The organism is Streptomyces stelliscabiei, from assembly GCF_014873495.1.
Taxonomy (GTDB): Bacteria; Actinomycetota; Actinomycetes; order Streptomycetales; family Streptomycetaceae; genus Streptomyces; species Streptomyces bottropensis.
On sequence record NZ_JADBGF010000001.1, the window covers coordinates 1,336,030 to 1,349,410 of the forward strand.

The 13,381-nt window shown below is 71.4% G+C and carries 13 protein-coding genes; 3 read left to right on the plus strand and 10 right to left on the minus strand.

The window, feature by feature from the left end:
- Positions 1–10: 10 nt before the first annotated feature.
- Positions 11–1,861: a serine/threonine-protein kinase gene (locus H4687_RS05790; RefSeq protein WP_046917106.1), complete on the minus strand. Its 1,851-nt coding sequence runs from the start codon at positions 1,859–1,861 to the stop codon at positions 11–13.
- Between the two features lie 120 nt (positions 1,862–1,981).
- Positions 1,982–3,289 carry a DUF6986 family protein gene (locus tag H4687_RS05795; protein WP_046917105.1) on the minus strand — a complete coding sequence of 436 codons (1,308 nt, stop codon included), beginning with the start codon at positions 3,287–3,289 and terminating at the stop codon, positions 1,982–1,984.
- Between the two features lie 191 nt (positions 3,290–3,480).
- Here H4687_RS05795 and H4687_RS05800 point away from each other — a divergent pair, with 191 nt between their 5' ends.
- A complete protein-coding gene (locus H4687_RS05800; RefSeq protein WP_046917104.1) occupies positions 3,481–4,386 on the plus strand; it encodes an endonuclease/exonuclease/phosphatase family protein in 906 nt (301 codons plus the stop codon).
- A 56-nt stretch (positions 4,387–4,442) separates the two neighbouring features.
- Here the strand turns inward: H4687_RS05800 and H4687_RS05805 are convergent, their stop codons facing one another.
- The 4 genes from H4687_RS05805 to H4687_RS05820 all read right to left on the minus strand — a co-directional run bounded on the left by H4687_RS05805 (position 4,443) and on the right by H4687_RS05820 (position 7,588).
- Positions 4,443–5,405, minus strand: a complete 963-nt coding sequence (locus H4687_RS05805) for an electron transfer flavoprotein subunit alpha/FixB family protein (RefSeq protein ID WP_046917103.1) — start codon at positions 5,403–5,405, stop codon at positions 4,443–4,445.
- A gap of 88 nt (positions 5,406–5,493) precedes the next feature.
- On the minus strand, positions 5,494–6,279 hold the full coding sequence (locus H4687_RS05810; protein ID WP_028796744.1) for an electron transfer flavoprotein subunit beta/FixA family protein: 786 nt from the start codon (positions 6,277–6,279) through the stop codon (positions 5,494–5,496).
- Positions 6,280–6,483: 204 nt separating this feature from the next.
- Positions 6,484–6,993, minus strand: a complete 510-nt coding sequence (locus tag H4687_RS05815; RefSeq protein ID WP_046917102.1) for a flavin reductase family protein — start codon at positions 6,991–6,993, stop codon at positions 6,484–6,486.
- Between the two features lie 181 nt (positions 6,994–7,174).
- Positions 7,175–7,588, minus strand: a complete 414-nt coding sequence (locus tag H4687_RS05820) for a TlpA family protein disulfide reductase (RefSeq protein WP_078907068.1) — start codon at positions 7,586–7,588, stop codon at positions 7,175–7,177.
- A gap of 75 nt (positions 7,589–7,663) precedes the next feature.
- Here H4687_RS05820 and H4687_RS05825 point away from each other — a divergent pair, with 75 nt between their 5' ends.
- Positions 7,664–8,080: a DUF4395 domain-containing protein gene (locus tag H4687_RS05825; RefSeq protein ID WP_046917100.1), complete on the plus strand. Its 417-nt coding sequence runs from the start codon at positions 7,664–7,666 to the stop codon at positions 8,078–8,080.
- Between the two features lie 186 nt (positions 8,081–8,266).
- Positions 8,267–8,995: a lysophospholipid acyltransferase family protein gene (locus tag H4687_RS05830; protein ID WP_045561734.1), complete on the plus strand. Its 729-nt coding sequence runs from the start codon at positions 8,267–8,269 to the stop codon at positions 8,993–8,995.
- Between the two features lie 39 nt (positions 8,996–9,034).
- Here H4687_RS05830 and H4687_RS05835 read toward each other — a convergent pair whose 3' ends face one another.
- The 4 genes from H4687_RS05835 to H4687_RS05850 all read right to left on the minus strand — a co-directional run bounded on the left by H4687_RS05835 (position 9,035) and on the right by H4687_RS05850 (position 12,965).
- On the minus strand, positions 9,035–9,628 hold the full coding sequence (locus H4687_RS05835; RefSeq protein WP_046917099.1) for a transglutaminase domain-containing protein: 594 nt from the start codon (positions 9,626–9,628) through the stop codon (positions 9,035–9,037).
- 72 nt (positions 9,629–9,700) lie between these two features.
- Positions 9,701–10,771, minus strand: coding sequence for a threonine aldolase family protein (locus H4687_RS05840; protein WP_046917126.1), 1,071 nt, complete (start codon positions 10,769–10,771; stop codon positions 9,701–9,703).
- Positions 10,768–11,520 carry an SDR family NAD(P)-dependent oxidoreductase gene (locus tag H4687_RS05845; protein WP_046917098.1) on the minus strand — a complete coding sequence of 251 codons (753 nt, stop codon included), beginning with the start codon at positions 11,518–11,520 and terminating at the stop codon, positions 10,768–10,770. Before H4687_RS05845 ends, H4687_RS05840 begins: the two co-directional genes overlap by 4 nt.
- A 47-nt stretch (positions 11,521–11,567) precedes the next feature.
- Positions 11,568–12,965: a DUF6421 family protein gene (locus H4687_RS05850; protein ID WP_046917097.1), complete on the minus strand. Its 1,398-nt coding sequence runs from the start codon at positions 12,963–12,965 to the stop codon at positions 11,568–11,570.
- Positions 12,966–13,381: the final 416 nt, after the last annotated feature.

A 13,381-nucleotide genomic window follows, 5' to 3' on the forward strand; every position in this document is an offset into this window, starting at 1 on the left:
GGCCCCGGGCTCAGCAGACCGGGAGGCCGGGCACCGGGGCGTCGTTGTCGCCGCCCTGGACGTAGACCACGCTGACGTAGACATCCGTGTTGCCGCTGTCGTCGTCGGTCTTGGCCCACCACACGTTGGTCCATTCGCCGGAGGTCTCGCGGCGGCCCAGGTCCTGCTGGCAGAAGAAGTAGTTGGTGCCCTGCTTGAGGACGCCGACCTCGGTGCCGGAGGCGGTGTAGGACTTGGCGGTCGTCCAGACGGTGCAGTTGTACTTGCCGCCCCCGATCGAGTGGCAGACCGGCGCCTCCTTGGTCGCCCCTCCGGACGTCCCGCCGGTCGTTCCCCCGCCGGTGGAGCCGCCCGAGGTCTCCGCACCCCCTGAGCCGCCGGTGGTGCCGCCGCCGTTCTTCGACGGGGAGGCGGACGCTTCGGTCTCCTTGTCGTCCGTGTCCTCGGCCTTCTCGCTCGGGCTCGCGGTCGCCTCGTCGTCCTCGCCCTTGCCGCTGCCCTTGGCGCCGGTGTCGTCGGAGAGGTCGACCGTGCCCCGGCTGCGGCCCGGGGAGGGGGTGCCGTCGGCCGGTGCGTCGGCGGAGGTCCGGGCGCCCTTCGTCGCGTCGTCGTCCCCGTCGAGCAGCGCGACGGTGACGCCGGAGGCGGCGAGGACGACGGTGACGGCCACGGCGGCGAGCAGGGCGCGCCCCTTGCGGGGGCCATGGCCACCGGTCGAGGACACGGTGGTGACGGGTCCCGAGGCGGGTGCCGGCGGCTGCGGGGCGCCCGCACCGGGCACGCCGACAGCCGCGGAGGCGCCCGTGCCGGGCCCCGGGGCGGCGGGCTGCGGCGGGCCGAAGCCGGGGGTCGGGCCCGTCGCACCGGTCCCGACCCCGCCCCCGGCGCCCGCGCCGGCCGTCGGCGGTCCGAAGCCCGGAGGCACCGACGGCATGCTCCGTTCCGTCTCCGCCCTCGGCCCGGGTGCCGGGCCGCCCGCCCCCGTCGCCGGGGAGTCGGGCGCGCTCCCGGCGGCCACGGCCTCCAGCAGGGCACGGGCCTCGTCGGCGTCCGGGCGCCGCTCCGGGCGCTTGTCCATCAGCTGCCGCAGCACGGGCCCGAGGGGGCCCGCCCGCCGGGGTTCGGGCAGCTCGTCGCTCACGATCGCGGTGAGCGTCGACCAGGTGGACGTACGCCGGAACGGGGACGCGCCCTCGACGGCCGCGTACAGGGTGGCGCCGAGCGCCCAGACGTCGGAGGCGGGGCCGGGGTCGTTGCCCTGGGCGCGTTCGGGGGCCAAGTAGTCGAGGGAGCCGACGAGTTCGCCGCTGCGGGTGAGGTGGGTGGCGGAGCCGTCGCCCGGGTCCTCCATGGTGGCGATGCCGAAGTCGGTGAGGACGACGCGGCCCGAGCGGTCCAGGAGGATGTTGCCGGGCTTGACGTCGCGGTGCAGGACGCCGACCCGGTGGGCGGCGGCGAGGGCGTCCATGACCTTGGCGCCGATGGCGGCCGCCTCGCGCGCGTCGAGCAGGCCCCGGTCGCGCAGGACGTCGTCCAGGGACGGCCCGTCGACCAGTTCCATGACGATCAGCGGACGTCCGTCGACCTCGGCCACGTCGTGGACGGCGACGACTCCGGGATGCCGGACGCGGGCGGCGGCCCGGGCCTCGCGCTGCATCCGCAGCCCGAGGTCGGCCAGTTCGGGCGCGGCGGCGTCCGTGTAGGTGCGCAGTTCCTTGAGGGCGACCTCGCGGTGGAGCACCTCGTCCACGGCCCGCCAGACCACGCCCATGCCGCCGCGCCCGAGTTGCCCCACGATCCGGTACCGCCCGGCGAGAATCCGCCCGATGCCGTCCGTCTGTTCGTTCGCCCCCGAAGACACCCGCGCCTCGCTCCTGTGACACACCGACGAATGGCGTACAGCCTATGCGGTGGACGGGGGCGCTTCGGACCGGCGCCAACGGCTGTCACAGGACCGCTACTTGTCCGCCGTGACCCGCCCCTACCGGCCGGACGAGCGGGTGGGATCGGCCCGTCGCGGCGCCGCGAAGCCCTCCAGGTCGGCGCGGGTCAGACCGGTCGCCCCGGCCACCTCACCGATGTCGAGGGCGCCGCAGTCCAGGCCCCGCAGCAGATAGCCGCTGAGGGCCTTGGCGGTCGCGGGCTCGTCCATCACGTCTCCGCCGGCCCGGTGGGCGTAGCGGGAGAGGCGGGCGGCGGCCTGCTCGTAGCCCTCGCGGTAGAAGGCGAAGACGGCCGCGTAGCGGGTGGGGATGTGGCCGGGGTGCATGTCCCAGCCCTGGTAGTAGGCACGGGCCAGGGCGCGGCGGGTGAGGCCGTAGTGCAGGCGCCAGGCGTCGTGGACCTGCTCGGTGGGGCCGACCGGCAGGACGTTGGTGGAGCCGTCGCAGACGCGTACGCCGGTGCCGGCCGCCGCGACCTGCATGATCGCCTTGGCGTGGTCGGCGGCGGGGTGGTCACTGGCCTGGTGGGCGGCGGAGACGCCGAGGCAGGCGCTGTAGTCGAAGGTGCCGTAGTGCAGGCCGGTGGCGCGGCCCTCGGCGGCGCCGATCATGCGGGCGACGGTGGCGGTGCCGTCGGCGGCCAGGATGGACTGGCTGGTCTCGATCTGGATCTCGAAGCCGATCCGGCCGGGCTCCAGGCCGCGCGCCTTCTCGAAGGCTTCGAGGAGCCGGACCATGGCGGTGACCTGCTCGGCGTAGGTCACCTTGGGCAGGGTAAGGACCAGTCCGTCGGGCAGGGGCCCGGCCGCCAGCAGTCCGCTGAGGAAGATGTCGAGGGTGCGGATGCCCCGCTCACGCACCGGCGCCTCCATGCACTTCATGCGGATGCCCATGTACGGGGCGGCCGTGCCCGTGGCGTAGGCCTCGGCGATCAGCCGGGCGGCGCGGGCGGCGGCCTCGTCCTCCTCGGCGTCCGGGCGCGGGCCGTAGCCGTCCTCGAAGTCGACGCGCAGGTCCTCGATCGGCTCGCGCTCCAGCTTGGCGCGGACGCGGTCGTACACCGGCTGCGCGAGGTCGTCGGCGAGGCCGAGGACGGCGGCGAAGGAGGAGGCGTCGGGGGCGTGCTCGTCGAGGGCGGCGAGGGCCCGGTCGCCCCAGGCGCGGACGGTGTCGGCGGCGAAGGCGTCAGCGGGCACGTAGACGGTGTGCACGGGCTGGCGGGTGCCCGGGTCGCCCGGGTAGCGGCGCTCCAGCTCCGCGTCGACGGGGGCGAGGGAGGCGCTGATCTCCTCGCTGACGGCGCCCGAGAGACTCCTGGCCACGTTCTCCTGCCGGCCCTGCCCCATCCCAAAACCTCCACTTTCCGCACTACGGAATCAGAAATCCGTATCCCGAAGCTAGTCGTCGATCTTCACCCCGGTCAACACCGTCTCGACGTGTGATTCCCCATGTCGTCCCCCTGGTCACTGCCGACCCGGCCGCGTCGTACGTATTCATCGGGCAAGGTTCATCCTGACCCCAAGGGGAGGAGATCGCGTTGCCGAAAGAGGTCGGAGTGACGCGCCGCCAAGGACTCAGGTCCGCGGCCGCCGCCGCCATCGCCGTGCCGCTGCTGACCACGGCGGGCTCGTCACAGCCGGCGTCCGCCGGCGAGTACGCGGGCGCCCTGAACGTCATGACGTTCAACGTGCGCTTCGCGACCGTCGTCGACTCCACACCGCGCTGGGCGGTGCGCCGCCCGGTGATGAGGGAGCTGCTGCGCCGCGAGCGACCCCATGTCATCGGCACCCAGGAGGGGCTGTACCAGCAGCTGCGCATGATCGAGAAGGATCTCGGCGGGCACTACGACTGGATCGGGACGGGCCGAGGGGGTGGCAGCAAGGACGAGTTCATGGCGATCTTCTACGACACCCGCAGACTCGAACCGATCGAGTTCGACCACTTCTGGCTGTCCGACACCCCCTACACGATCGCCTCCAACACCTGGGGGGCGGACTGGCTGCGCATGGTGACCTGGGTCAGGTTCGCCGATCTCGCCGACGGGGGGCGGGAGTTCTACGTCCTCAACACCCATCTGGACAGCGTCAGCCAGTACGCCCGGGAGCGTTCCGCGAAGCTGGTCGGCGAGACGCTCGCCGGATGGGACCGCTCGGCGCCGGTCGTCGTCACCGGCGACTTCAACGCGGCCGCCCACGACAACCGGGTGTACGACCTGATGCTCGCCAACGGACTCGTGGACGCCTGGGACGCGGCCGACTCGCGCAGTCCGGCGTACGGGACCTACCACGGCTACCGGGCGCTCAAGCCCGACGGACGCCGCATCGACTGGATCCTGACCTCGCCCGGGGTGACCACGCACTGGGCCGCGATGAACACCTTCTCCGTCGACGGGCTGTACCCGAGCGACCATCTGCCGGTGCAGGCCTCGCTGACCCTGGGATGAGCCGAGGCCCCCGTGACCGCAGACGCGCTCACGGGGGCCTCGGACGACTTCGGAGGTCAGCCCTTGCGGGCGTTGATCTCCTCGGTGAGCTGCGGGACGACGTCGAAGAGGTCGCCGACCACGCCGTAGTCGACGAGGTCGAAGATCGGGGCCTCGGCGTCCTTGTTGACGGCCACGATGGTCTTGGACGTCTGCATGCCGGCGCGGTGCTGGATGGCGCCGGAGATGCCGTTGGCGATGTACAGCTGCGGCGAGACGGACTTGCCGGTCTGGCCGACCTGGTTGGTGTGCGGGTACCAGCCGGCGTCCACGGCGGCGCGGGAGGCGCCCACGGCCGCGCCGAGGGAGTCGGCGAGGGACTCGATGAGCGCGAAGTTCTCGCTGCCGTTGACGCCGCGGCCGCCGGAGACGACGATCGCGGCCTCGGTCAGCTCCGGACGCCCGGTCGACTCGCGCGGGGTGCGGCCGGTGACCTTGGTGCCGGTGGCCAGCGCGCCGAACGTCACCGCGAGGGCCTCGACCGCGCCGGCGGCCGGGGCGGCCTCGACGGCGGCGGAGTTGGGCTTGACGGTGATGACCGGGGTGCCCTTGGCGACCCGGGACTTGGTGGTGAAGGAGGCCGCGAACACCGACTGGGTGGCCACCGGGCCCTCGTCGGACGCTTCGAGGTCGACGGCGTCGGTGATGATGCCGGAACCGATGCGCAGCGCCAGGCGGGCGGCGATCTCCTTGCCCTCGGCGGAGGAGGGGACGAGAACGGCGGCCGGGGAGACGGCCTCGTACGCGGCCTGCAGCGCGTCGACCTTGGGGACGACGAGGTAGTCGGCGTACTCGGCGGCGTCGTGCGTGAGGACCTTGACCGCGCCGTGCTCGGCGAGGGCGGCGGCCGTGTCGGCGGCACCGGAGCCGAGGGCGACGGCGACGGGCTCACCGATGCGGCGGGCCAGGGTCAGCAGCTCCAGGGTGGGCTTGCGGACGGCGCCGTCCACGTGGTCGACGTAGACGAGAACTTCAGCCATGGGATTGCTCTCCTGCGGATTGCGAAGGCTTGAGGGGCGGGGAGGGGGCGGGCCTCGGCCGGGCCGGAGCCGCGGCGGGCCGCAGGGGCTAGATGAACTTCTGGCCCGCGAGGAACTCGGCGAGCTGCTTGCCGCCCTCGCCCTCGTCCTTGACGATCGTGCCGGCGGTGCGCGCCGGGCGCTGGGCCGCGGAGTCGACGGCCGTCCAGGCGCCCTCCAGGCCGACCTCCTCGGCCTCGATGTCGAGGTCGGACAGGTCCCAGGACTGCACCGGCTTCTTCTTCGCCGCCATGATGCCCTTGAAGGACGGGTAACGCGCCTCGCCCGACTGGTCGGTGACCGACACCACGGCCGGCAGGGAGGCCTGAAGCTGCTCGGAGGCGGCGTCGCCGTCCCGGCGGCCCTTGACCGTGCCGTCCTCGACGGAGATCTCGGAGAGCAGCGTGACCTGCGGAACACCCAGGCGCTCGGCCAGCAGCGCCGGGACGACGCCCATCGTGCCGTCGGTGGAGGCCATGCCGGAGATCACCAGGTCGTAGCCGGCCTTCTCGATCGCCTTGGCCAGCACCAGCGAGGTACCGAGGGCGTCGGTGCCGTGCAGGTCGTCGTCCTCGACGTGGATCGCCTTGTCCGCGCCCATCGACAGCGCCTTGCGCAGCGCGTCCTTGGCGTCCTCCGGGCCCACGGTCAGCACGGTGATCTCGGCGTCGTCGGCCTCGTCGGCGATCTGCAGCGCCTGCTCGACCGCGTACTCGTCCAGCTCGGAGAGCAGGCCGTCCACGTCGTCACGGTCGACGGTCAGGTCATCGGCGAAGTGCCGGTCGCCAGTGGCGTCGGGCACGTACTTCACAGTGACAACGATCCTCAAGCTCACGCCGGCTCTCCTACTGCATCGTCATTTCTGGGCTGCCTTCTTCCAGGCAGCATAGGCGCCTGAAGCGGCCGATCCCGATCGGGGCGACCTGCGCTCCGAGCAGAATATTACTCACCAGTACGACGCCTACGCTCCCGCATGTCGTGCCCGCTAAGCAAGCGCTTTGAACTGTGAGTTAGGCAACCCTGCGTAATCGCGCGGGACTCAGTCTCGCAGACCGCCGAAGCGGCCCTGGTGGTACAGCAGCGGCCGGCCGGCGCCCGAGGAATCGCCGACGACCACCTCGGCGAGGACGATCCGGTGGTCCCCCGCCGGGACGCGCGCCACCACCCGGCAGACCAGCCAGGCGAGCACGTCGTCGAGGACGGGAACTTCTTCCGGGCCGCTACGCCATCCGGTGGGCGCCCCGAACCGGTCGGCGCCGCTGCGGGCGAAGGTGGCGGCCAGCTCCCGCTGGTGCTCCCCGAGTATGTGCACGCCCACGTGCTCGGCCTCGGAGATGACCGGCCAGCTGGAGGCTCCGGTGCCGATGCCGAACGAGAGCAGCGGGGGCTCGGCGGAGACCGAGGTGAGCGAGGTGGCGGTGAAGCCGACCGGCCCCCCGCCGTCCCTCGCGGTGATCACGGCGACGCCCGCGGCGTGCCGCCGGAACACCGAACGCAGGAGGTCGGGGGAGGCGAGGCGAGGCGAACGGAGGCCGGGGGTGGCCGTCATGGAGGTGTCCTTCTGTTCGGGTCGACGGGCTCGTGCGCGACTGCTCACGGACCCGGACAGCGCGAACTCGCCGTGCGGACCAGGTCCACGTGCACGCGCGCGAAGAGAAGGAGTTCTCGGGGCATCCGGCCAGGCTGACGAGGGGGGCGGCCCGCAGTCAAGTGCGTACCGGTGTGCGGCTTCACACGGCCTCACCGAGCGCGGCGATCACATCCGCCCGGCGCGGCTGGCCCGTTGCCCTGCGCACGATCCGGCCCTCCGCGTCGAGGACGAGCACGGTCGGCGTCTTGAGGATGTCCAGTCGGCGTACGAGGTCGAGGTGTTCCTCCGCGTCGATCTCCACATGGGCGACGCCGGGGACCATTCCGGCCACCTCGGCGAGCACCCTGCGGGTCGCCCGGCAGGGGGCGCAGAAGGCGCTGGAGAACTGCACGAGCGTGGCCCGTTCACCGAGCCCCTCCCCCAACTCCGCCGCGTCGAGCCGCTTGTCACCGTCCCGCCCGCGCACCCTGACCCTCCCGCTCCGCCGCCGATGCAGCACTCCGTAGACGCTCGCCAACCCGAGCACCAGTCCGCACACCACAAGTCCGGTCACAGCGTGCTTCAGCGTTCACGAGACTGCAAAGATTCCCGGCCCCCGGAAGAGATTGGCCTGCGGAATGCTTGACGCATGGACATCGATGTGAGGGGCCCGCGCTTCGGGGCGGCCGTGACGACCGCGGTGCTGGCGGTCGTGCTGATCACCGGGAGCGCCTGGCTGCTGGCCTGGCAGACGTTCGCGTTCGCGCTGGGCGCGGCCGGCGGGGTGGGGCGTTCGCCGTACGGCTGGGTCTTCCGCACCCTGCTGCGGCCGCGGCTCGGAGCGCCGACGGAGTTCGAGGCGCCGCAGCCACCGCGGTTCGCGCAGGCGGTCGGGCTGGCCTTCGCCGCGGTGGGCCTCGTCGGTCTCACGGCGGGGCCCGCGTGGCTGGGACTGGCGGCGACCGGCGCGGCGCTCGCGGCGGCCTTCCTCAACGCGGCCTTCGGGTACTGCCTGGGGTGCGAGATGTATCTGGTGGTCCGACGGGTGACGGTACGCGCCGGGTAAAGACCGGGTGGACGTCCGGTGGTCGATCGTGTGTCCGACGTGACGAGAATCTCGCGTTCGGCGAGCGCCAAGACTGGCTACTCGTGCGTTCTTGGGGCACGATCTGCGGGATGCCGTAAACCTACGGCCGCGTAACTTCCCGCCGGGAGACCCCGTCCCAGGCAGAGAGAAGGGTCCACTCCGCCCATGGCAGAGCTTGTCTACCGCCCCGCGATCGGTCTCGCCCAAACCCTGTTCAAGGTCTGGGACCTGAAGATCGACCTCAAGGGGACGGAGAACATTCCGCGCTCGGGCGGCGCGGTGCTGGTGAGCAATCACATCGGCTACCTGGACTTCATCTTCGACGGCCTGGCGGCACTGCCGCAGAAGCGCCTGGTGCGTTTCATGGCCAAGGAGTCGGTGTTCCGGCACAAGGTCTCCGGTCCGCTGATGCGCAACATGCGGCACATCCCGGTGGACCGCAAGCAGGGTGAGGCGGCCTACGCGCACGCGCTGGACTCGCTGCGCTCCGGTGAGATCATCGGTGTCTTCCCCGAGGCCACCATCTCGCAGTCGTTCACGCTCAAGAGCTTCAAGTCGGGCGCCGCCCGGCTGGCCCAGGAGGCGGGCGTCCCGCTGATCCCGATGGCCGTGTGGGGCACCCAGCGGCTGTGGACCAAGGGCCACCCGCGCAACTTCAAGCGCAGCCACATCCCGATCACCATCCGGGTGGGCGAGGCGATAGAGGCCTCCAAGGACAAGTACGCGGGCGCCATCACCCGTCAGCTCCGCGAGCGCGTCCAGGAGTTGCTGGAGGCCGCCCAGCGCGCCTACCCGGTCCGCCCCAAGGGCCCGGACGACACCTGGTGGATGCCGGCCCACCTCGGCGGCACGGCCCCGACCCCGGAGCAGGTCCGCGAGGCCGAGGCGCGCTGACCCGCCGTCACAGCGCCGCCGGGAGGCGCTGACCCGCCGTCACAGCGCCGCCGGGAGCGCCCTCCAGAGCTGTGCCCGGTCGCGGGCGGCCCGGAGGGCGCCGAGCACGGCGGGATGCGGAGCCGCGTGGAGCACCGGGAGGTCCGACTCGCCCGCCCCGGGATCCGGGACGAAGGCCAGGCGCTCCCCCTCCAGCGAGAACCGGGCGTCCACGCCGGGCTTGTTGCCCCGGGGGTCCTGGCGGTGCCAGGCGCCGTTGAAGCGCACGGCGACCAGGCCGTGGATCACGTGTCCGTCGCCGTCGTCGTGCGCCAGCCGCTGGTAGCAGAACGCGGTCGGGATGTCCTCGGCACGCAACAGCGCTGCCAGGGCATGGGCCTTGGCGTAGCAGATCCCGGTGCGGTGCGCGAGGACGTCGGAGGCGCGCCAGGTGACGCGCGGGTCGCCGGCGTCCTGGGAGTGCGTGATGGTGTCGCGGACGAACTCGAACGCCGCTCTCGCATAGTCATACGAGTCTTCCACGCCCTTGGCGAGCTGCGCGGCGGTCCGCCGCACGACCAAACCGTGATGGTCGATGGCGTCGTCGGCCATCAAATAAGCGGACAGGTCCGGGTTCTGCTGGATCAGTTCCATGCCCGCAGAGCATAGAAAAACGATCACCCGAGAGTCAATGAATTTTCGGGTGACCGTATATCTATGCAGTCCTCAGCGGGCCATCTCCTCCTTGAGCGCCGCCACGAACCCGTCCACGTCCTCCTCGGTGGTGTCGAAGGAGCACATCCAGCGGACGTCACCGGCGGCCTCGTCCCAGAAGTAGAAGCGGAAGCGCTTCTGGAGGCGTTCGCTGACGTCGTGCGGGAGGCGGGCGAACACGGCGTTGGCCTGCACCGGGTGGAGGATCTCCACCCCGTGGACCGCACGGACGCCCTCGGCGAGCCGCTGGGCCATCTCGTTGGAGTGCCGGGCGTTGCGCAGCCAGAGGTCCTTCGCCAGCAGGGCCTCCAACTGTGCCGACACGAAGCGCATCTTGGAGGCGAGCTGCATGGACAGCTTGCGCAGGTGCTTCATGTGGCGGACGGCGTCCTGGTTGATGACGACCACGGCCTCACCGAACATCGCGCCGTTCTTGGTGCCGCCCAGCGAGAGCAGGTCGACGCCGACCGCGTTGGTGAACGTCCGCATGGGCACGTCCAGGGAGGCGGCGGCGTTGGCTATCCGGGACCCGTCCAGGTGCACCTTCATGCCGTGCGCGTGGGCGTGCTCGCAGACCGCGCGGATCTCCTCGGGCGTGTAGAGCGTGCCGAGTTCGGTGCTCTGGGTGATCGAGACGACCTGCGGCATCGCGCGGTGCTCGTCGTCCCAGCCGTACGCCTGCCGGTCGATCAGCTCGGGGGTGAGCTTTCCGTCGGGTGTGGGCACGGTGAGCAGCTTGAGGCCGCCCATGCGCTCCGGGGCGCCGCCCTCGTCGACGTGGATGTGCGCGCTCTCGGCGCAGATCACCGCGCCCCAGCGGTCGGTGACCGCCTGGAGCGCGACGACGTTGGCGCCGGTGCCGTTGAAGACCGGGAACGCCTCGGCGGTGGCGCCGAAGTGGCTGCGGACGATCCGCTGCAGGTTCTCGGTGTACTCGTCCTCGCCGTACGCGACCTGGTGTCCGCCGTTGGCCAGGGCCAGAGCGGCGAACACCTCGGGGTGGACGCCCGCGTAGTTGTCGCTGGCGAAGCCGCGGATCTCCGGGTCGTGATGGCGTCGGGCGTCGGTCTTCGGAGGGTTCACGGCGTGTCGGTCAGCCACAGACGGTTTCCGTTCACTTCGGCGGCGGACTTCTCCCAGACGTCGGCGATGGCGTCGGCCAGATCCTTGACGTCCGTGAAGCCCGCGAACTTCGCGTTGGGGCGGTCGGCGCGCATCGCGTCGTGCACCAGCGCCTTCACCACCAGGATCGCAGCCGCCGAGGTCGGCCCGTCCGGCCCGCCCGCCTTGCGGAAGAAGTCAGCGGTGGCGAGCGTCCACGCCTCGGCGGCGGCCTTGGCGGCGGCGTAGGCGGCGTTGCCCGCCGTGGGCTTGCTGGCGCCGGCCGCGCTGATCAGGACGTACCTGCCGCGCTCACTGCGCTGCAGGGCCTCGTGGAAGGCGAGGGAGGTGTGCTGCACGGTGCGGATCAGCAGCATCTCCAGGAAGTCCCAGTCGTCGAGGCTGGTCCTGGTGAAGGTCTCGCTGCCGCGCCAGCCGCCCACGAGGTGGACGAGACCGTCGACCCGTCCGAAGTCCTTCTCGATGCGGTTGGCCCAGTCACGGGTCGACTGGAGGTCCAGCAGATCGACCGTGTCGCCGACGACGGTGGCACCGCCGTGGGCGTAGCGGGCCGCGTCGACGGCCTCGGAGAGCCGCTCGGGGTCGTTGTCGGAGCCGACGACGATCGCGCCCGCGTCGGCCAGCCGCAGCAGGGCCGCCCGGCCGGCGGGTCCGCCCGCGCCGGCCACCGCGATCACCGCGCCACTCAGTGCACCGTTGCCGTTCTGCATGGTCCTCGCCTCCTGAGCGGCGTCCGAGACGCCCGCGACTGCGGCGCTCACGCGGCGACCCGCTCGGCGTTCGCCGCGGTGATGCCCTTGGTGGAGGCGATCACGGTCTTCAGCTTCTTGGCGAGCGCCTCATAGAACATGCTGAGCGGAAACTCGTCCGGAAGCACGTCGTCGACGAGTTTGCGCGGCGGCTGCGTCAGATCCAGGGCGTCGGGGCCCTTGGCCCAGCGGGAGCCGGGGTGCGGGGCGAGGTACTCGGCGACCAGCTCGTATCCGGCGAACCAGTGGACGAGCTTCGGGCGGTCGATGCCGTCCCGGTAGAGCTGCTCGATGTCGGCGCAGAGCTGGTTGGTGACCTGCGGGGCCCGCTGCCAGTCGATGTGCAGCTTGTTGTCGGTCCAGCGGACCACGTCGTGCTTGTGCAGGTAGGCGAAGAGGAGCTGCCCCCCGAGGCCGTCGTAGTTGCGGACCCGCTCGCCGGTGACCGGGAAGCGGAACATGCGGTCGAAGAGCACCGCGTACTGCACGTCACGGGCCTGCGGGACGCCGTCGGCCTCCAGCTTCACGGCCTCCTTGAAGGCGGTGAGGTCGCAGCGCAGCTCCTCCAGGCCGTACATCCAGAACGGCTGGCGCTGCTTGATCATGAAGGGGTCGAAGGGCAGGTCGCCGTGGCTGTGGGTGCGGTCGTGGACCATGTCCCACAGGACGAAGGCCTCCTCGCAGCGCTTCTGGTCGTGGACCATCGCGGCGACGTCCTCGGGCAGTTCCAGGCCCAGGATGTCGACGGCGGCGTCGGTGACGCGGCGGAAGCGGGCGGCCTCACGGTCGCAGAAGATACCGCCCCACGAGAAGCGCGCCGGGGCCTCGCGCACGGCGATGGTCTCCGGGAAGAGAACGGCCGAGTTGGTGTCGTAACCGGCGGTGAAGTCCTCGAAGGTGATGCCGCAGAACAGCGGGTTGTCGTACCGGGTGCGCTCCAGCTCGGCCAGCCAGTCGGGCCAGACCATGCGCAGCACCACCGCTTCGAGGTTGCGGTCGGGATTGCCGTTCTGCGTGTACATCGGGAACACCACGAGGTGCTGGAGGCCGTCCGCGCGGTCGGCGGCGGGCTGGAAGGCCAGCAGCGAGTCCAGGAAGTCGGGCACCTCGAAGCCGTCCTCGGCCCAGCGCCGCAGGTCCTTGACGAGGGCCTGGTGGTAGGCGGCGTCGTGCGGCAGCAGCGGGGACAGCGTCTCGACGGCCCCGACGACCTCCTCGACGGCCTTCTCGGCCTCTCGCGCGGCGGGGGCCTGCTCGGCGTCGAAGTCGATCGAGCCGTCCTTGGACTGCCAGGGCCGGATCCGCTCCACGGCATCCTTGAGCACGGGCCAGGCCGGGTGCTCCACCACCCTACCGACCGAAGGAACAACGCCCTCCGCAGCCATCTGCACAAGAATTTCCGTCATGACCCATCCTCCACGGGAGAACCTTTCGTAGTGACACCGTACGTAGCGAGGGTTCCTGACCGCAAGACCGATCTTGAGTGATCCAGCCGGAAATCTTCCCGCCACCTCTGGCACCTAACCGCTGAATCTCCTGTCACACGCGTCATGGGTCACACTTCGTGCGTCCCGCTCCCCGTACGGAGGCACCCGGGGTCAACGCCCACCGGACTCGCCCACTCAGGGATGACCCGATCTCCGCGCGACGGTGCGCGACGGTGCGCGACGGGTGCGGAAACGGTCCTGTTCTGCGACGTGACACGGCCCGGCACGGCGTGACACGACCCCAAAGGGCTCGTGCACATGCGGATGCATCGCACGGCGCAAGGACTACGCTGCGCCCCAGCCGCGTGCCGCCCCTCCCCCGGTACGCGGGCCGA